The organism is Psychrobacter cibarius (assembly GCF_016107535.1).
Taxonomy (GTDB): domain Bacteria; phylum Pseudomonadota; class Gammaproteobacteria; order Pseudomonadales; family Moraxellaceae; genus Psychrobacter; species Psychrobacter cibarius.
Window position 1 is genome coordinate 42121 of sequence record NZ_JABASQ010000006.1, and the last position, 20226, is coordinate 62346.

General features: G+C 41.6%; 17 protein-coding genes. 1 reads left to right on the top strand and 16 read right to left on the bottom strand.

Annotated features, from left to right (window positions below; genetic code table 11):
* Positions 1–17 precede the first annotated feature (17 nt).
* The 15 genes from JFC08_RS06030 to JFC08_RS06100 form a co-directional block, all read right to left on the bottom strand.
* Positions 18–1217 carry a DegT/DnrJ/EryC1/StrS family aminotransferase gene (locus JFC08_RS06030; protein WP_198330084.1) on the bottom strand — a complete coding sequence of 400 codons (1200 nt, stop codon included), beginning with the start codon at positions 1215–1217 and terminating at the stop codon, positions 18–20.
* A 10-nt stretch (positions 1218–1227) separates the two neighbouring features.
* Positions 1228–1839: a sugar transferase gene (locus JFC08_RS06035; protein ID WP_198330085.1), complete on the bottom strand. Its 612-nt coding sequence runs from the start codon at positions 1837–1839 to the stop codon at positions 1228–1230.
* Positions 1836–3005: a glycosyltransferase gene (locus JFC08_RS06040; protein WP_198330086.1), complete on the bottom strand. Its 1170-nt coding sequence runs from the start codon at positions 3003–3005 to the stop codon at positions 1836–1838. The genes JFC08_RS06035 and JFC08_RS06040 overlap by 4 nt, the downstream gene beginning before the upstream one ends.
* A 57-nt stretch (positions 3006–3062) precedes the next feature.
* Positions 3063–3926: a glycosyltransferase family 2 protein gene (locus JFC08_RS06045; protein ID WP_198330087.1), complete on the bottom strand. Its 864-nt coding sequence runs from the start codon at positions 3924–3926 to the stop codon at positions 3063–3065.
* Positions 3926–4966 carry an EpsG family protein gene (locus JFC08_RS06050; RefSeq protein ID WP_198330088.1) on the bottom strand — a complete coding sequence of 347 codons (1041 nt, stop codon included), beginning with the start codon at positions 4964–4966 and terminating at the stop codon, positions 3926–3928. The genes JFC08_RS06045 and JFC08_RS06050 overlap by 1 nt, the downstream gene beginning before the upstream one ends.
* Positions 4967–5153: 187 nt before the next feature.
* Positions 5154–6248: a glycosyltransferase gene (locus tag JFC08_RS06055; protein ID WP_227697673.1), complete on the bottom strand. Its 1095-nt coding sequence runs from the start codon at positions 6246–6248 to the stop codon at positions 5154–5156.
* 46 nt (positions 6249–6294) lie between these two features.
* The gene (locus tag JFC08_RS06060) at positions 6295–7308 is read right to left on the bottom strand and encodes a glycosyltransferase family 2 protein (RefSeq protein WP_198330089.1); all 1014 of its coding nucleotides are present in this window, start codon (positions 7306–7308) and stop codon (positions 6295–6297) included.
* Positions 7305–8387 (bottom strand): polysaccharide pyruvyl transferase family protein, encoded by a 1083-nt coding sequence (locus JFC08_RS06065; protein ID WP_198330090.1) that lies wholly within the window; start codon positions 8385–8387, stop codon positions 7305–7307. The genes JFC08_RS06060 and JFC08_RS06065 overlap by 4 nt, the downstream gene beginning before the upstream one ends.
* Before the next feature lie 13 nt (positions 8388–8400).
* Positions 8401–9591: a hypothetical protein gene (locus tag JFC08_RS06070; protein WP_198330091.1), complete on the bottom strand. Its 1191-nt coding sequence runs from the start codon at positions 9589–9591 to the stop codon at positions 8401–8403.
* Positions 9584–10600 carry a glycosyltransferase family 2 protein gene (locus JFC08_RS06075; RefSeq protein ID WP_198330092.1) on the bottom strand — a complete coding sequence of 339 codons (1017 nt, stop codon included), beginning with the start codon at positions 10598–10600 and terminating at the stop codon, positions 9584–9586. Before JFC08_RS06075 ends, JFC08_RS06070 begins: the two co-directional genes overlap by 8 nt.
* A 69-nt stretch (positions 10601–10669) precedes the next feature.
* A complete protein-coding gene (locus tag JFC08_RS06080; protein WP_198330093.1) occupies positions 10670–11941 on the bottom strand; it encodes an oligosaccharide flippase family protein in 1272 nt (423 codons plus the stop codon).
* Positions 11942–12052: 111 nt separating this feature from the next.
* On the bottom strand, positions 12053–14056 hold the full coding sequence (locus tag JFC08_RS06085) for a nucleoside-diphosphate sugar epimerase/dehydratase (protein WP_198330094.1): 2004 nt from the start codon (positions 14054–14056) through the stop codon (positions 12053–12055).
* 49 nt (positions 14057–14105) lie between these two features.
* Positions 14106–16367 (bottom strand): polysaccharide biosynthesis tyrosine autokinase, encoded by a 2262-nt coding sequence (locus tag JFC08_RS06090; protein WP_227697674.1) that lies wholly within the window; start codon positions 16365–16367, stop codon positions 14106–14108.
* 31 nt (positions 16368–16398) lie between these two features.
* Positions 16399–16875 carry a low molecular weight protein-tyrosine-phosphatase gene (locus tag JFC08_RS06095; protein ID WP_198330096.1) on the bottom strand — a complete coding sequence of 159 codons (477 nt, stop codon included), beginning with the start codon at positions 16873–16875 and terminating at the stop codon, positions 16399–16401.
* Positions 16876–16884: 9 nt separating this feature from the next.
* Complete coding sequence (locus JFC08_RS06100) at positions 16885–17976, bottom strand: polysaccharide biosynthesis/export family protein (protein WP_198330097.1); 1092 nt, start codon at positions 17974–17976, stop codon at positions 16885–16887.
* A gap of 590 nt (positions 17977–18566) precedes the next feature.
* Between JFC08_RS06100 and rluB the strand changes: the two genes are divergently transcribed.
* Positions 18567–19514 carry a 23S rRNA pseudouridine(2605) synthase RluB gene (gene rluB / locus JFC08_RS06105; RefSeq protein WP_045444804.1) on the top strand — a complete coding sequence of 316 codons (948 nt, stop codon included), beginning with the start codon at positions 18567–18569 and terminating at the stop codon, positions 19512–19514.
* A gap of 145 nt (positions 19515–19659) precedes the next feature.
* Here rluB and JFC08_RS06110 read toward each other — a convergent pair whose 3' ends face one another.
* Positions 19660–20217, bottom strand: coding sequence for a hypothetical protein (locus tag JFC08_RS06110; RefSeq protein WP_198330098.1), 558 nt, complete (start codon positions 20215–20217; stop codon positions 19660–19662).
* Positions 20218–20226 lie beyond the last annotated feature (9 nt).

Below are 20226 nucleotides of genomic sequence, written 5' to 3' on the forward strand. Positions count from 1 at the left end.
TAAGCGATATTCTCACATTACTGAATCATTGAAGCAAACACGCGATCGATTGCATCTACCGTTTGCGCGATTTCGGCAGTGGTTAAGGTAGGATGAACTAAAAACATTAAGCTGGTCTCTCCCAATTGTTTTGCTATTGGCAGTCTGTTTTCTGGACGCAAGCCTGTATCATCGAATGCTTTTTCTAAATATACCTCTGAGGCAGACCCTGAATAGCAAGGCACGCCTGACGCATTTATTTCTTCAATGATGCGATCACGTGTCCAGCCCTCAGCTAGGTTATGTGGTTGCACATAAACATACAATTTATAATAGGCATGGGTAGAGTTTGGAAACTGAGAGGCCTGATCTAATGTCGGCACCGATAGATAGCCTTTTTCTTCCCATTTAGCACATGACTCTAATATCACTTTAGCATTAGCACTGCGCTTCGCTATCCAGTCACTCATATGTGCCAATTGAATACGCCCAATCACGCCTTGAATCTCGGTCATGCGCCAGTTGGTACCAAAGCTCTCATGTAGCCAATTATAGCCGGGCAGCTGCTCAGTCTCATAGACCGCCGCATAGCTTTTGCCATGGTCTTTATACGCCCACATTTTTCGCCATAGCTGCTCGTCATCGGTGGTGACCATGCCGCCCTCGCCGCCTGTGGTCATGATCTTATCTTGGCAAAAACTCCACGCGCCAATATGACCGATACTGCCAACGCTACGACCTTTGTAGCGTGCACCATGCGCTTGTGCGCAGTCTTCAATGACATATAAATGATGCTGATCTGCCAGTGCCATGATGCCATCCATATCACAGGGCCAACCTGCCAAATGCACACAGACGATGCCTTTGGTTTTGTCCGTCAATACCGCCGCTATCGACTCTGGCGTGATGTTCCCTGTCGCCTCATCAACATCCGCAAAAATGGGCGTCGCGCCTGCATTAACCACTGAGGAGATACTGGCAATAAAAGTGCGCGGCGTCACGATAACTTCATCACCCACACCTATACCAAGTGCCTGCAATGCCGCGTCCAATGCCAAAGTTCCGTTGCCCAATGCAATCGCGTATTTGCTACCCGCCCAGTCAGCGAATTCCTCTTCAAACTGACGGCATTCTTGCCCTGTCCAATAATTGACCTTGTTGGATAACAATACTTGACTGACCGCATCCGCTTCTTGCTGAGTAAAACTAGGCCAAGGTGAAAAAGGAGTATTTAGCATGCGTTCCTCATCAAAGCGTGTTTTTATCGACGCTATTACCTGTGAATTTACTCATGGTCGCTTCACCATCAGCACTAATGCCATCTTTGATAATGACTTTTTTTACTGTTTTAACCAAGATCATAATGTCTAACCATAATGACTGATGATCGACATACCATGTATCGAGCGTAAATTTTTCATGCCAACCAATCGTATTGCGACCATTAACTTGTGCGTATCCCGTAATACCCGGACGTACACGGTGGCGACGCGCTTGCTCATCATTATATAGCGGCAGATATTCCATCAATAATGGTCGCGGCCCCACCAAACTCATATCGCCTTTAATCACATTCCATAGTTCAGGCAGCTCATCGAGACTGCTATTACGCAAGGTCTTACCAAATGCCGTCAAACGCTCATCATCCTCTAAAGGATTACCCTCTGTATCGATAGCATCTTTCATCGAGCGAAACTTAATCATCTCAAACGGCTTTCCGTTTAGACCAGGACGAGTTTGTTTAAATATCACTGGTGATCCTAAGTTTTTTTTGACCTTATAAGCCGTAATAGCATAAACAGGAGATAATATTACCAAGGCCGCCGTGGCCGCCGTAATGTCAAATAGTCGCTTTATCATTTTTCAGCCCGCCTTTTGTCGTTTACGCGGTCATCCCTATTACGTAAATAAAAACTTAAATAACTTTGCCACAATTGCTTGCGTTCAAAATTTGCAATGGCCCAGTCTCTTGCATCAGGATATCTCTTTTCAAATTCCTTACCAGTAGCAGCAGCACTGATCGCTTCGGCGACAGACGACATATCCTTAAAATTGAATTTTCGACCACTGATACCTTCTTTGACACTATCCTTTACACCAACGACATCATAGGCAAAGGTTGGAACGGCGCAACTTGCTGCTTCAATAGCGACACTGCCAAACCCTTCACGATAGCTCAAAAATAAATGTAAATCAGCACACTGAAAAACCTCGTGTACATTTGGATTGGCTGGTATATACACACCTCTATTATCTTTGACAACTTTCTCAACGACTACTTTTCCTACGTCGTCTTCACAGTCTCCTATGAACATAAAGTAGACGTTTTCTGCTCTTAGTTTTTCGGATATATACTCAATATCTTTGAAGCCTTTATCATCACAAACTCGTCCTACCACGCAAATCACAAAGGTATTGTCAGGTATCTTGTACTTCTTTCTTAATGCCTCTTTTTCTAGCTGAGCCATAGGTTGCAGCAAATCAGTATCGATGCCGTTAAATGAGCCATTATCAATGACAGTTGCCTTGCTTTTTTTGAGGATATTTTCTGCTAAGCATACGCTGAGCAAAGACTCAGAAACAAATAAAACCTCGTGAGATAAGCCAAAACTTAATATATCCAGACCCTGAAACACCCTCTTTTTTAAACCTGAAAAATTCTCATAGGCTCTACCCACGCTAAAAGCAATTCGTCTCTTTTGCAATGTAACAGCACTTGCGATACTCCCTAACAACAAGGCTTTAGGCGTTAAATAAACCACCACATCAAAACGATTCGATAGCATATAACGGGTTAAAAGCGCGAGTGACTGAGCATCTTTAAACAAAGAAGGCTTACGCTGAAAATTTAAATTAATCACCTTGCCTATTTTGCGCTCACGTAAAATATCTAGCTGCTGTTTATCGCCACCGCAGATTAAGGTGATCTCAACATCCGCGTGATCTCTAATGTATTCAAGCTGATCACGATATAGCACATTAAATGACACCGCATCTGTCATTAGAAAGCATATCTTTAATGTCATTTCAGCACCTCAATATTTTTTATATATTGTTTTATTAGTGACGTTTTATAAATAATATCATTTAGCACAAATACCATTTACCACTGACTGATGATGATTTCTTAGCGTGTCAGATATTGTTAATTTATTTCTTTTGTTGGCTATCTTTTGTAATAATCCTATCGAATCTAAAAAATTGACTGTTGTCAGTTTTGCTGACAACTTCAAAGAACCTAAATAGCTGTTTCCCTTATATTCACCATACGTTTTAAAACTGTCTTTATATGATCTGGTTATTTTAGATAATGATAAATTTCCTTCTTCTCTATAATAGTATAGTAAATCGGGCAATACCGCTAAATTTAAATCTTGATTTGAGATAGCTCTACACCACAAATCATAATCTTCAGACCTTGGATAATTTTCATTATATTTATTTCTTTCATACCAACTCTTTTTTGCCAAAACAGCAGCATGTACAATAGGATAAGCAGCGGCTATTTCTTTAAATTCTGTATAAATTTGATCGACATGACGACAACCATAAACTTTATTAAAATTATCAATAGACACGACACCTGTAGAAACCAAATCATAATTTGGATTTTTTTCTAAAAAACTTAATTGAATTGCCAGTCTATCTGGATGAATGAGATCATCGGCATCCATGCGCGCTATATAATCATAACTAGCTTCTTCAATAAGCTGATTTAATCGAGCAGGCAGTTTTTTATTTATACCATCAGCAATGACCTTTATTCTATGATCAGACTCTTCAAAACGCTTGGCGATGGCCAATGACGCATCAGTAGAGCCATCGTCGATCAATATAAGCTCCCATAACTCATGCGTTTGAGCCAATATGGATTTGATAGCATCTTCCAAGTACGCTTCAGCATTATAAATGGGAATACCAATAGATATATATGTCTGATTTTTCATTAGAAAACCTCAAATATCGGATTGATAATATACGGACTCAAGTTACTAAATCTCGATGTCGTCAAGACAAAATACATGAGAAAAATAATGATACTCGCTATATATAAATAAATATTATTCATTATTTTTAAAATCATAGGCAGTATCAAAACTAATGTCCATGTAAAATACGCAAGCAGCCTTTGAGGACCTGAAGGACTGGTGCCCAACATCGCTAACGGTATGATAAAAACCACGCCTGACGCATAAAATGTTATTAATTTTTGAAACTCTTTGTCTTTGATTTTATATAGATAACTGACCAAGATAATTAAAATCATGATAGCCGTGTAAAAACCAAGCGTTAAAAATCCGCCTGCTTCATCGGATGCTTTCGCATAACCCTCGTATCTATCGTTAGTAGAAGAAATATAAGCGACCAAAATCCCACTCACTAATAGCGACCCTAAAAATGTTGCCAAAATCTTATATAAGGGCTTTACTCTTAAATTGACGATAAAATAAAATGGAATCATAAATAATGCGGTTACATGAAACAATGAAGCAATTGCACAAATCAGCAGGTATGCAATAAATCGTTTTTCTAACAGATAAGGAATGGCCAAGGTAAAGATCGCCATTGCCAATCCTTGACGCAGTCCATTAAAAGAAAAAGTATAAACGCCTAATGTAATAAATAAAAATACGGAAAACCAATAATTTACGCTGTATTTTTTAATCGCTCTAAGATAGCAATAGACAATAATTAAACTGGTAATAACAAGCAGCCAAAAATAATGAGTGGTCATACGTAACAACGCATACTCTAATAACTGATAACCGAACTCAATGTCTTCGTTGAACCTAAAGTACTCGGCATTCAATTGACTGTTGAAATTTCTCGTATAGTTTCCTGTATCCGTACCGACTCGGTAGCTACGAAGGCCTGCAAACACTGTCAATATAATTAGCGGCAGCCAAAAAGACGTACGATTGAGAGATTTTTTCTCCAGTACGATCCAAAAAATAACAAGGCTAAGAACCAGCAGGTATGGAAGCATTTAACCCTCTATAAAAGTAGATGTCGTCAATCTTATATAAATCGGATATGGTGGCAGGTTTACACCGTCTAGTATCTTTTGTACCGTCCAGTACTTATATAACTATAGCCTTCCTAGCCACCTCGCTTTTTTTCTAATTCCGTCCAAACTACCTTGAAACGACTATAAATAAGAAGCAACCACTCCGTCACATACTCAAGTACTTTTGCATTAGTATTTGCGCGTTGGTAGCAGCACTAAATCCATATAAATTCAGCGCTGCGGTTATGTCTTTTTCATTGGGCTTTGGCTGTTTAGACGCTAATAAGCAATCAACCCAATCCTTGGCTGAGTGAATTGGTAAAAACTGTACTAACCCAAGTCCTAAATCTACTTCAGGCGATACTTGGTCAGAAACCAATGCCTTTAACCCAGCTGTTTGGCTCTCGACCAAGACGACAGGGAAACCCTCATGCAACGAAGGCATGATCATATAGTCGGCGCTGGCCATTAATTCTGTGATATCCGTACGCATCCCCAAAAACTTGACCGTATCTAGGAGTGACTTATCTGCTACTTGTTGCCTGAGCCTCATATCCAATGAACCTTGTCCAACAATGTATAAGGTAAAAGCGATTTGACGTTTTTTTAACTGCTCAGCGACCTCTAAAGAAAACTGATGGTTTTTAACCTCATTTAGACGACCGACTTGGATGATTTTTAGCCCCTCATCGCCAAATTCTTGATCGATATACTGTCTTGATTGGCTAGCGACTGTCATCATCTGCTGTATGTCAACAGCATTGGGCAATAACCACACATCTTTTATGCTGCCAAATAGATATTTTGCCGCTTGTTCACCGCAACTCATTTTATCCGTGGCCAATTTACAATTGGTAATGAACGCCCACTGTTCATATACTTTTTTAACAATATTGGTTTTACCATTACTGGTGCTATGAGAATGTGAAATGCGATGCGGCACGCCAGCACCTTTAGCAGCCAGCAGATGAAAAGCATTGTTTAATAGCATGTGAGCATGAACGATTTGATAGTCAGGGTGTTGTTTAAGGAAGTTTTTAAGCTTCCACATACGCGCTAATGAATGATCCGCTAAAATCGGTATAATCCTACCGCCCAGCGCTATTATTTCAGCATCATAGTCACCGACCTCGTCGGTAAAAGTGATAAAATCAAACTGAATCTGGCTATGATCTATATGACGATATAGATTCATGAGCATGGTCTCTGCCCCAGCCCGATCCATTTTTCCCACGATGTGTAGCACTCTCTGAATAGTCATCTCTTTACCTATTAAGAAGCCATAAAACCAAACGTATTTTTCAAAACTATTCTGAATCTGTTTTCTCTTGACCTTTAACCCTTGCTCTTTTGTCTAGCGCTTGACGAAGCACCTGTAACATAAGCAAGGCAACTTGCGTCGGCATACGTACGATATTACTAATCATCATATTTCTTACGGTCAAATCGCTCTTATAACCCTTTAGTCGTAACGTTTTATCTGCTTTTTTAGCTTGTGCTACTGCAGCTGCTAAATAGTCATTATCTATACGAGTAAGGATACTCCAATGACTTTGTTTAATTTTATTGGCGAGCGTTTTTTTAACCTCATCCGCTTGATAGTCCTCTACTAAACTGATGACTTCTGCGTGGATAACGAAAAGGTCTAATAGTTTTTTATCTGTTGACCCTGTGATCGACGTGCCGCGCTGTCTGTATAGATAAAAATCAATGGGCAGGTGATACTTAATATTAGTAGCTAAGCCAAGATGCCAATGAAAAGGCCAGTCTTCGTAGTACAGACCCACTGGGAACTGTAACGGGGCAGACCACACTGCGCTAGATTTAATAAATTTGAGCCATGCAAAATGCGGTAAGCTAAAATATGAGCCGTCTATTTTGGTTGCCTCAAATGCTAAATTTCTAGCTGGATACTGCGGATCTGTCTCTGTGATGCCATCTTTGAATGGCGTAAAGCCATACGTCACGACCTCTGCATTCGTGGTGAGTGCACAATCCACACACACTGCCACCAATCGAGAGTCTATAATGTCATCAGAATCAACGAACATCATGTATTCGCCTATCGCAGACTTGATACCAGTATTACGTGCCGCAGAAAGACCGCTGTTTTTGTGATGCTGAATGACTTTGATGCGTTCATCTATGAGATGTGACGCAAGTGCATGTTTTGAATCATCAGTGGAGCAATCTTCTACAACGATAATTTCAATATTCTGATAAGTCTGCTGCTTAATGGATGCCAAGCAAGCATCGATATATGACGCAACGTTGTACACCGGTACGATGACACTCACTAATGGCGTTTCGATAGTCTTCATATCGCTACTAGCGCTTTTTTTAGGTCATCATACTCAGCCATATCAACTGGAGACTCATCCATCATACCGTGAGGCAGGGACAGGAGGCTATCGATGAATGTTGCAATATCAGCAATCTCTTCCAATTCTAAAAACACCAGCCTTGGATGACCGCCTAACCAGTCCAACTGCGTCTGTCTTATCTTATGATTGGAGTTCGGGAGTACCAAGCACGGCGTACCCGATAGCAAACATAAAATCATGCCATGCAGACGGTCAGTCACGACCAATTTTGCAGCACGGAATTGACTAAGCTTGTCCGTCAGTAATTTTGTGCAATGTGCCTCATAGAGTTGCGAACCACCAGCATGTGTGTCGGTCTTTTCAATCTGATAGCCAGTATCTGCTAAGGCTTTGTCTATCATGGCGTATTGCTCAGCTGATAATGCGGCTTCTTTGTCATCTCGTAAGCAGCGCAAAATACCTGAAGGCGCTAAGCAATCTGTCGTACCCAGCACTGTTGCATTCGCGCTCATCACAATATCTGGTACGAGACCAATATGCACATTACTGTACTCAGCAAAAAGCTCGAAGAGTTTTTCCGATGTTATCGACTCTCTGGCAAAAACATGTATATCTGGATGCTTGGCGTAAACTTTCACAATACGCTGCAAGGCACGTTTAGATTGAATAGAATCATTCCAATCTAGTGTCTGAGGAAAACAAACGATACGATTGGCAGGAAATGACTTGATGACTAATTGGCGCAGCTCCTCAATATCAGGATACGTGCCACCCATATTACCGCCGCCGATGATAGTGACGATATCCGTCTCTTTGATTTGCTTTTTAATGGAATCGAGCACAAATCTGGTTTGACTGATAGCAACACTAACAACGTCATAATCCGTCAGCACACGTTGCAAATACTGCTTTTGCGCGTGAGAAATAGCAATATCACCAATATTGCCATAGTCAGCGGCAAGAAAAATAAAGCACCGTTTACCAGTTGGTAACGGTAAACCTCTAGCCCCCATATAAGCGGCTAAGTGTTTTTTTAATCTGAGCGGAATGAGCTTTTTTATAGCAGCAATATTCATTTTTAATGCTCCCTTATCCGTTTCTCATTAACAGCTTCTTCACCCACATACGACGCCTTGAGCCAACAGGAAACAATCTATTCAAGTTAGGAGGCGGTTTACGTTTGAGTGCTTTTTCAATGTATGGCAGCCATTCAAGACCTCTACCCGTTTTAATCATCTCATGACGAATTAACTTCCAATCTATGCTGACAGCCCTGCCCTTTAGAGCCATTGATTTAAAAAGTGATGAGTCCATGGGCTCGCTAAAACATTGAGGGTTATCTATACCTGCAACCAAAAAATTGAGACGCGTCCTAACACATTTCTCACAGCGACCGCAGTTACTATCATGCTTATCTCCAACCCAACAGACACGTAAATTCTCTATACCCAATGGCCATTCTGCAAGCGCTTGAAGCTTCTCTGACCGACTAAACCCTGCGCCATCATGAATGAGTCTAAAGTCGCCAGAACTTAGCAGCGGGTCAGTGATGGGGTGTGAGCCCCAAGGACTAATTAATACATCATAAGAATCACCACTACCAATGAGCCCAATTCCTGCATATCGTTTCAATCCGCATAATACTGAGGCAATAGCAGCAGCATGATAGTCTTCCCAGTTGATAGACCAAAGCGTGCGAATATTTGTTTTCACAATGACCAAATCAATATTGATATCTGCAAGTACTTTTGCCGCTATTTTTGCTGCACTGGCAAAGCCTTTTGTATCCTCTAAAGGTATATCAAAGCCATGCACAAAAACCCCTGCTTTAATATTTCGTGTGGCGTATCCTGCTCTGCCTGTCGCATGACGATAAGCGGTAAACTGAGCATCAACGCCACCAGAAAATGCAGCAATAGCACCACCTACATGCCAGTCTTGTTCTCGCATACGATCCACTTGTATATCAATCAAAAAATAACGGTCTGGTAACCACTTATTCCAAACATACTGTAGCTCTGTTAGGTTGGCTAATAGCTCATGCGACACGCTACCATGCACATGAATGGCTGCTCGCATCTGCATCGCGGGCAACAATGTGGCCAGTAAATAAGCATCACAATCATCGTCTTCTGGCATTGGCAAGTTCGCTGGATATACAAACCACAATGCCTTCTCAGTCATTTGCCCGTTAGCTGTTGTCTGTTGCAGCAAACAACAGCGCTTTTGGCCTTTTTCATCACTGCGTAAAGGCTGAGGCAACAAATCAATATTAAGCATATTTTTTCACCTTTGCTTTAGACCAAGACAGTTGAAGAAAAACCAGCGTCATAACATACCAACGCCGTGAAAAACATAAAATCAATACACGAATGCCGCGTGCTGGATGCCGTTGATAATAATGCGGCAAACAGTTCTGATAAACGAAAGACTGGCGGATTTTAACTAGCTCTGCACGACGCTTTGTTATATCGACATGCGCCAAATTATTAAGTAAATATGGCAGCATATGCTCGACATAACTACGAGCAAAGTCCGATAATAGCACTTGCTTCTCAGTAGCACTGATCGACCAATCATGTATCCTGACTCTGGCTGTATAGTCCGCTTCAATGGACTCCAAAAGCCCTGATTTATATTGTGAGCTTGTTATTGAGGTCGCATTTTCATAATAGTTGTATGGACAGTCTGGCAGCACCGATAAACGATTCGCTTTGCTTAGACATGCGATATTAAAAATACCATCCTCACCAAATTTGACGTCACTATCAAAACGCAGCTCTGCGATTAAATTTTTGTTATACACCTTGGTGCAGGCGTACCAATATATATGTCTATTCTCTGTCACTCTCAGTTGTAGCGTTTCGATATCTTGCCGTGAGTATTCTGCCGCACTATTAGGACGCTCAATAACAGAGCCATCCAGCATCATGCGTTTATGACCAAATGCCAACATCTCGACATCTCGATCTACAGCTTGTTCAAAGACAAAATCAAAATACCAATCATCAATGGTGTCATCCGCGTCTATAAAAACGATGTAATTGCCGGTTGCGATATCGAGCCCAGTATTACGAGCCTCTGCCACGCCACCATTTTTTTGAGATTTCACCGTAATCCATGACCTAGCACTCGCCCAGCTATACAATAGACGAGCCGTTTCATCTTTAGAACCATCGTCAATGACTATCAGCTCAATGTCGTGATTCTTTTTCGCAACGTCAATACTGTTGATGCAACGATCAATAGTAGCAGCGGCATTAAATGCAGCGATAATAACCGAAATCATAGTGAGCCTCTCAAGTTGAGACTTCTCATACATATCCTTTGTGACATTTAAAGCAGTCAAAAAACGTACCTACTGCTCCACTTCATCGATATGAACAAGACGCCGAAAAGCGACATAAATGATAGATAAACTGAGCAAAACCCCAACAAATGAGAAAAGGGCAATGGCTATCATATCTGACTCAAAAACGTAAAAACCTACATACAGCGCTGCAGCACGAAATACCACTGCAAACACTTCTCTAATCAAAAGGAATCGCTGTAAACGCAATGCTGGCAATGCCGCAGTACTCGCACCAGACACTAAACTGGTCAAAAGCCAAATAGACAGCCACTGCGAATAACTACCTGCTAATGCCCACTCTGCACCGAACACTAAAGAAAAAAGATAATCACCAAAAACGAACACCGTACCGAATGGCACAATACCAACCACCAATAAAATCAACGTCACTTTTAATAAAAATTGATAAGCCTCAGGTGAATTTGCTGTGATGGCACGCGTAATTTTAGGATAGAAAACCTCTCCAATCGCCTGACCTAACAGCATCGCGGGTGCACCAAGCACAAGGACAGCTAATGAATACTGCCCTGCAGAAGAGGCATTAAATAATGACGCTAACAAGATAGTTGGCAACCCCACTGAAGCCGCATTCAGGATACTTTGTGGCATACGATATATCGCAAAATCACGCTGCGATATGGCGGCATGTCGAATACCCTTAGTGCCAAACCAATGGCGGACATTTAATACACCTACTCTAGGTACACGAAGCATCTGCATGATAAAGTTTGTGAGCTGCCCTGCTATCGTCAATAAAATAAGTAACATCCCTGAAGGTGCTAACATACCGCCTATCAGCTTACTACTATCTGTTACAAGCTTGCTTTCCACATAAGCCCGAGCTTTCGCTTTAAATAAGCCCACTCTAATAGCAGACTGATCAGCGACAGAAAGAAAGGCACCGACTAATAGCGTTAATGGTATGAGATATAGCATGTTTGGCGTACTTTCCATACCCATCCAACTTGCCAAATGAAACTTGCCGACATAGACAACAATGAATGAGAGGACAGCTATAACCACACTAAGCAATATAGACAATCGGGCAATTGCCGCAGCATCCTCGTCACTGTCTGGCATCACGATTGCATTTGCATAGCCCATAGTGGCAATCGGAGTAATAATACTGACGATAGCAGTAAAGGCAGCAGCGATACCGAAATCCTCAGGTCTGTACAGTCTTGTGAGAAATGGCATAAAAATCATGGCGATGGCCTGTCCAGCAGCAATCCCGCCACCGACCATGACCACATCTCGCACAAAGTGACTGGTTTTCAACCTGTTTATTGTGCTCTGTATCGATGAAAATACTCCAGAGCTCATGACATATTGTCCAATTTAGTGACTCACAGAACTTGTAAGGAATTTATGACAGCGCGCCTCTCTCTATTAACCCATTTCATCTGTCAGTGTGGTATCTACTTTCTCTACCTCGCCATCTTTATCAGATCCTTCTCGGTAACCTTCGACAAAAAACTTAAACTGTGTTTTCAGCCAGACCACATCCTGCTGCTTTGCTTTTTCTGCAAATTCAAATAAAATATTTTCGATATCTTGCAAAGGAAAGCTGTGCTCCATTGCTTGCATAATCAATGGATGAAAAGTAGGTTCGATATTGTCTTCACCAATGATTAACTCCTCGTAGAGCTTTTCTCCCGGTCTCAAGCCAGTAAATACGATTTCGATATCGCCATTGGGATTGTTATCATCTTTTAGCTCACAACCTGTCAAACGAATCATACGTTTTGCCAGATCAACAATTTTGACGGGCGCGCCCATATCAAGCACAAACACTTCACCACCGAATGCCATCGCACCTGCCTGAATAACCAAACTGGCCGCTTCTGGAATCGTCATAAAATAGCGCGTGATGTCTGGATGGGTAATGGTGATCGGACCGCCTTGCTCAATCTGTTTGGTAAATAACGGCACCACAGAGCCTGATGACCCTAAAACATTGCCAAAACGCACCATGCTAAAACAAGTCTGACTATTACTTTGGCTCAATCCTTGGCAGACCAGCTCAGCCAAGCGTTTGGACGCCCCCATGACATTGGTAGGTCGCACAGCTTTGTCAGTAGAAATCAGCACAAAAGTCTCAACGCGAGCCTGTATCGCAGCACGGGCACAATGGTAGGTGCCTTTGGTATTATTGATGGTGCCCTCAAAGGGATTAGACTCAACAATAGGCACATGCTTATAGGCTGCAGCGTGATAAATCGTTTTTATATGGTTTTTTTCGAATATATTGATTAATTTTTTTTCGTTACTGACACTGCCGATGATGCTAATAATCTCAATATTTTGATAATCAGCATCTGCTGTTTTTAAATTACCAAGTTCTTGATCTATAGTGTATAAAGCATACTCAGACTGTTCATATAGCACTAAGCATTTAGGTTTATTTTTGATGATTTGCCGACACAGCTCACTACCTATTGAACCACCTGCCCCTGTAACGAGAACGTTTTTGCCCGTGATGTTTTTTTGTAGCAACTCCGCAACAGGTTCCACCGTTTCTCGTTCGAGCACATCTAGTATGTCAACGGGTCGTATATGACTGACAGTTACTATCTCATCAGCAAGCTCACGTAAGCTTGGCAAGTCTTTTATCTTAACGGAGATACCTGACAGACTGTCCATAATCTGTTTTTTACGACCACGGCTCATAGAGGGCATGGCCAAAATCACCTGCGCCACATTGAGTTTTTCTATCAACCACGGAAGCGCATGAGCTGCATATATTTGTTTGCCATGTAAATAAGCCCCAGTAAGCTGCGGGTCATCATCGATATACGCCACCACATTGTACTGATAAGAATGCCTCAAACTTTCTAGCAACTCTCTACCAGCTTCTCCTGCACCATAGATAATCACGTTGTCACAACAGGCATCTGGACGACGGCTTTGACCTGCACCCTGTAGACGTTTCAGTAACGCACGGATCATGAGCCTACTATTCCACAGCCAAATAAAAAATAGAAATAAAAATATGACGGGAGCTGAGCGCGGTATCGTCGCTGATGGACTCAAATAAATGATAACTTGATAAACAATAATAAGTAAAAAAAACAGTTGCAGCACACGACCCATCACTGCATCAAAAAACCCTCGAGAGGCGCTGCGATAAAAACCAATAAGATATAAGCTAGCAACCGGCACGAATGCATAAAAAGCCAATGCTGCAAGACTGATATGAGAAGCCACATAGCCTTGTCGTAGCATCAATGCCAATAATAGGCAAAAGATCGACATGGCAAAATCTATACTAAATAAGAGGGTGCTTTTCGTCAGGCGTGGTAATGACAATAAATACAGAGCCACACGCTTCGACCATTGATTAAAACCACTGGACGATTGATAAGCATTGTTTGACTCTGTTTTTATCAACATAATATCCACCCAATTAAGTTGGTTTGCTTATGAGCGACAACCACGCAAACTAGCGGTTATCTCCATAGGCATAATGATAATGGTAGCTATATTTATCCATAAGACCCTGCTGTACATCATTGAGAATAATGCCATCTACTTGGACATTGGCTTTATTCATTTGCTTGATCGCATAAACCAGTTGCCCTTCTATTGAATGATTAAACTTCGTAACGATGAGTACTTTGTCTGCATGTTGCGCAAGTACCATAGCATCTGACGCCGCCAATATCGGGGGTGAGTCGATGACAATATAATCGTATTGATTTTTTAATTCTGCCATCAAATGATTGAATTTTTCGCCCATCAATAAGGAGGTGGGATTATGCGGCTGCCGTCCGCGCGGTATGAAATCAATCAACTCCATACCAGTGGGATGAATAAAGCTTTCGACCCCTAAGCTAGAAACCTCACTGTCTGATCGAGTACCATCAATCGGAGAAAAATGCTTTTTATCCTGCAACAAATAATCGGCAAGACCATCATGTTGGCTCATATTAAACATTTTATGCAGCTCACCTAAGCGCATGTCCCCATCGATGACCAAGACTTTTTTGTTGAGCTGGGCAAATACCTCTGATAAATTAGCAGCGATAAACGACTTGCCCACACCAGGGCTCTCCCCAGTAATCAATATGACTTGCGCGGGCTGCCCGACCGCTGTCCCCATTGGCATACCAAACATCAAATTGGTTCTTAAGCTTTTGATCGCCTCATAACTCAAACTACTGTGATCAACATGAGCGAGCATGCGAGGGGTGGTATTCTTCTTTTTACTCAACCTCGACAGTAAGGGTGAGCGTGGAATCGTTGCAATGACAGGGATGCCCGTAGTGGTCTCTAAATGCTCTGGATCTTTTACGACATTGCTAATAATATTCTTCAAGAGCACCAGCATCACCCCAAACATCATGCCTATCAATGTGGTCAGCATCAGGATTTGTAGTTTATTTGGTGCAATGGCATTAAAGGTACTGGTCGGTGAATCGATAATACGGGCATAGCCGATTTGACCAGCCTTGACGATTTTAAGTTGCTCATAATTTTTGAGCAGCGTCAGATAGATTTCTCGATTGATTGCCGTATCTTCTGATAGCTTTAGAAACTCTCGCTGTATTTCAGGTAGACCTGCAATGGTATTATCTATCTCTCTTGTTCTATTATTGAGCACTTTGAGCTGTTCATTAATTTGAATGACCAGTGGATGCTCTTCGGTATAATAAGTGGTTAGGTCTGCTTTTTTGAGTTTAAGCTCATTGAGCTGCTCATCGATGCGGGACTTCTCATTCAATAACAACTCGGCTTCTTTACCCACATCAATCGTGCCATATTTTTTACGAAAGTCATTAAACAGTGCTTCAGAAGTCTCTAATTTTTCTTTTAATAGAGGGATCTGCGTTTCCATAAAGGCAAGTGTTTTGGTCGTTTCTTCAGAACCGCGAGATTGGTTTTGATCGACGTAAGATCGGACGATCTGATTGAGTATAGTCGTGATTTGCTCTTGGTTAGGACCCGTCATCGACAGCTGAATAATACCCGTTTTTTGACCTTTTTCTTCAACGGATAAGGCGCTGTTGATAGCGTCAGTCGCAGCCTTGATCGTCTGCTTACTAATATTAATTGGGTAACCATCAGCAGGTAACTCTGTGACAGTGATATTAATCTGACCGTCCAACCCTTTGAACTGATGCGCCTGACCAAGCTGACCTTTGAATTCATCAAACCCATTGCTCAAAACAAACCCTGTAGCAGATTTTGTAAGTGTAAAAGGTTGGTTCAAGTACGCTGGTGATACATCAAATTGGCGGACTTTTACTATGCCATTTTCGGTATCAAGTGACACATCATCTGGTGTATTTAATTGCGTGTAAGTACGATTGCTTTTTATTCTATCAAGATGACCAATATTGGGATCTGTTAGCTTAATGCGCAGGTGCAATAGCTCAACCACTGGCTCCAATATCATACGTGATCGTATCAGCTCTGCTTCTGTCTCCGCTTTGCTGACTTCTGCACCCACCAGCTCTGAGATACTCTCACCAAGCGCCTCTATTCCTTGAGTATTTTCTTCAATCTGTATCAGCGCATCTGATTTATAGATGGGATTCACATAGCGGGTATACAAAAGCCCTAGTAAAAGCCCCAATATCGCCATGAGAGCAATGATTTTCCAACCACGTAACAATACTAAAACCAGCGCCATTAAATCGATGTCATCATTGTTTTTTTCGCCCGTAGACGTTGATAGGTCTTTTGAATCCATATTATTCATAACCATATACTCATCGCTCAATGTTGATCGTTTAATAGCATTCGCTGAACTTCAACGCTCTAATCGATGTCGCGTCGCTAATCTTGTCAGTCCATTGTTCAAGACTAGCGATAATATCTTGTCTACTCTTGTCAAATGCTGAGTCATCCTGCTGATAAGGGTCAGCAATATCTTTATCAAGCCAATGCCCTATTCGAAAGGTTTTTCCGCGACAGTGCGGCCACTGACTTTCAATCCATTTGGTTTGGCTGGTTGTCATCGTCAAAATTAAATCTGACTGACTGACTAATACTTCATCAATTTGCTTGGCGATATGAGCACTGATGTCTATATTATGAGTGGCCATCAATGCAACCGCTTTGGCATCAGCTGCGTGACCTACAAGCGCTGACAGACCAGCAGAGTCGATGTGCTTTTCTGGATAATATGCCGTTAATATGGCAGCGGCCATCGGGCTGCGGCATATATTGCCAACACAAACAACCAAGATCTGATCAAACGCTCCCATGACTGACTCCTATATCCCTGAAATCACATTGATTGCTGATGTTGAAGGCAGTATGGCGCTAATAATACGATTCCAGCGCGCCAAGCCAGTTGGATCAACATAAAGGATGTCATTGGCTTGCATGTCAAAACGACTGGCCAAGGCAAAACTGGTAATGCTTTGCATGTCGACATAATAAATATTGGTGTATTGATACTTTGGATTATCCCGAACGATATATACTTTGGCCGCATTGGCTGTATTAGAATTCAACCCATTTGACTCACCCAGTACATGCGCTAGGCTCAGCCCTTGCTCAGGAATAGCAACGGGCTCAATTTTGCCAAACTCTCCTAATACATAGACCTTATTGCGGCTTTGGCTATTTACATGAATAGCATCACCGTCTTGTAAGTATATTTGATTGGCAGACAGCCCCATTTGATTTAATGATTGGATACCGAGCTTGTAACTTTTGCCTTGGCGGTTTAATACGATATGGTTTGAATCACCCGTATCAGTCGTACCACCCGCCATAGAAATAGCGCCATATACTGAGATGGGCACATCTGCGATAACAAACTCACCAGACTGCTTGACCTCACCATCCACGAAAAATTTACTACCACGGTAGTTGATGATTTTGACCTGAGGATCTGAGTATTTGAGATAGCGTTGAAGCTTGCTTTGCAAAGTGGCAGTGAACTGCGGCACACTGAGACCGCTGGCTTTGACTCTCCCTATTAAGGGGAATTGTATAAACCCTTGCTGGTCAACGGTCAGACTAGACGTTGAGGCATTAATATCTGGATAATTGGTCAGGATAATATTGAGAACATCCCCTTTAGCAATGCCATAGCTGACACGCCCAGATGTTTTTACTAAATGATATAAATCTCGATCAAGGATGACGGCTTCTTTAGCTGGTAGATTAGCCAAACTCAAAGGTTGAATATAGAATTGTAAACCGTTTTCTGCAGTAAATGTCCCTGACTCGGGTAATTTTCCAGACTGAAGTCCTGAATTTATTGTGCAACTGCTGAGCAATACTGTCAGCAATAAGCAAGATGCACTCGCTATTAAGGAGCGCTTTTGTACAGAAATGAAATATTTATAAACCATAACAGTTACTCATATTTATATTCGTGAATCAAAAATAAGTGCCTTGCTGCTATCAATATATTCATAAAAAAGGATGTATTTATTGAATATACACCTAAACTATACATAACGCAATATTTATAAACATTGATGTAAGAACAATTTTCTTAGTTAATTTATTTTAGGTAAACCCTTTTCAAAAAAGGCGTATAGCGCATATCGATAAAAACAAAAAGACAGAAAAATCTAAATAGGAAGACATATTCAAACGCGTTAGCAGTATTTTTTAGGGTCTATGCTGCCGAAAATAGAAATTTAGTATTGGTTATGTTGCTTAACTAATCTTAATAACATTCAAAGAAACCACTGTTTTATTAAAAATATAAATATAAGCATTTGTGTGCAAATACCTTACTTTTATCACAACTTAATCAACTTTTATTTTAGAAATATCTTTTAATTTAGCAAACTTTCTTTTATTAATATAAAACGATAAATTGATACCGTTTGTAGATACTGGTTTGCGTGCTAAAGTCATCAAAATAGCGTAGAATAGTCAATCCAATTTTTTACATTGAGAAATGTAAACCCACCGACTCAAGGACATGATTATGAAAGATGAAAAATTACAGAAAGCCCTCGCCCGTATGGGTCTTGGCTCACGTCGTCAAATGGAAGAAGTCATAAAATCAGGGCGTGTTACTGTTAATAACGGACCTGCGACCATTGGTGATCGCGTCGAACAAGGCGATGAGATTCGCGTTGACGGTCGTCAGATTAAATACACCTCTGAAAACGAAAAGCGTCGCCGTGTTATCGCTTACTACAAACCTGAAGGCGAAGTCTGCTCTGCTAAAGATCCAGAAGGCCGTCCAACCGTTTTTGAGCGTTTGCCAAAATTGACTCATGATCGCTGGGTGATGGTTGGTCGCTTGGACATCAATTCAACTGGGCTATTATTGTTTACCAATGATGGTGAGATGGCGCATCGCTTGATGCATCCCTCTGGCGAAGTCACTCGTGAATATGCGGTACGTGTATTGGGTGAAGTCACGCCTGAGATCGCTCGTGCGCTAACGGCTGGCGTTATGCTAGAAGATGGTCTTGCAAAGTTCGAAGATATCAAAGAAGGCGGTGGTGAAGGCGTCAACAAGTGGTATCACGTCCAACTAAAAGAAGGTCGTAATCGCGAAGTACGTCGCTTATTTGAATCACAAGGCCTGAAAGTAAGCCGTCTACTACGCACGCGCTATGGTACGATTGCCCTACCAAAAGAGCTACGTACTGGTCGTTTCTTAGAACTCGACAGAAAAGACATCAATACGTTGACCGATCTAGTGAGCTTGCGTCCTCGTTATGGTACGGGTCTGCATGGCGCAGCGAAAGAGAAACAAGAGCGTATCAGAAGCAAGCCGCTTAAAGCGCGTCGCGCTACTGACAGTCGTAGCGATAGCCGCAGTGGTAGCGACAATCGCAACAGCAGCGCGAAGCCTAAAAGTAGTGCTAGCCCTGCCAGCCGTGGTACGCGCAATACTCGTGACCGCAACGACAAGCGTTAATCGCCTGAATGTAAAATGTAGTGTGACTTTGAATCTTCAATAGTTTTAAAGTAGACCACAAAAAAGCTGCCAATGATTATTTATCATTGGCAGCTTTTTTTATAGAAATAATATAAAAAGTAGCTGTCAACCTGACGACTTATATTTAGCTATCGTGGCTATTAATATAATTCTTCATTACTCGTAGCTCTTGCAACTGCTGACTTTCCATTTGTTCTAATAATCTATCTAGACGCTGCTCAATATTATTAAATACCTGCTGTAATAACTGATTGGCTTCCGCCTTTTTTTCATTATCTGCATTGTCAGCGCTTATATTGACATTCGCTAGATGATGATGACTGGCAAGCATTTCAGGCAGCCTAGTGTGCAACATCTTATTCAATACAAACTGCTGCTCGGTTACGGCAGGCGTTTTATGCTGAGCTTGTAGTGATTTTTGATACGCTTGATAGCGGGTTACTTTTTCATCGATACGTTTTAATTGGCGCAGCTGTGGCTCTGACAAATCTTTCAGGTATTTTTTATTTAAATTTAGTTGCTGCCAACTGAGTTTGGACAATGACAACGGTGTATCATAATCCTGATAAGTGAGTACACCTGGCGAAATACCGACCGCTTTGTGTAGCGCATGCCAGCCTTTTTTACCCAAATAAAAGGTGGTGACGGTCGTTACAATGCCAATGCCTATTAAGATGCTCATATACCCTTA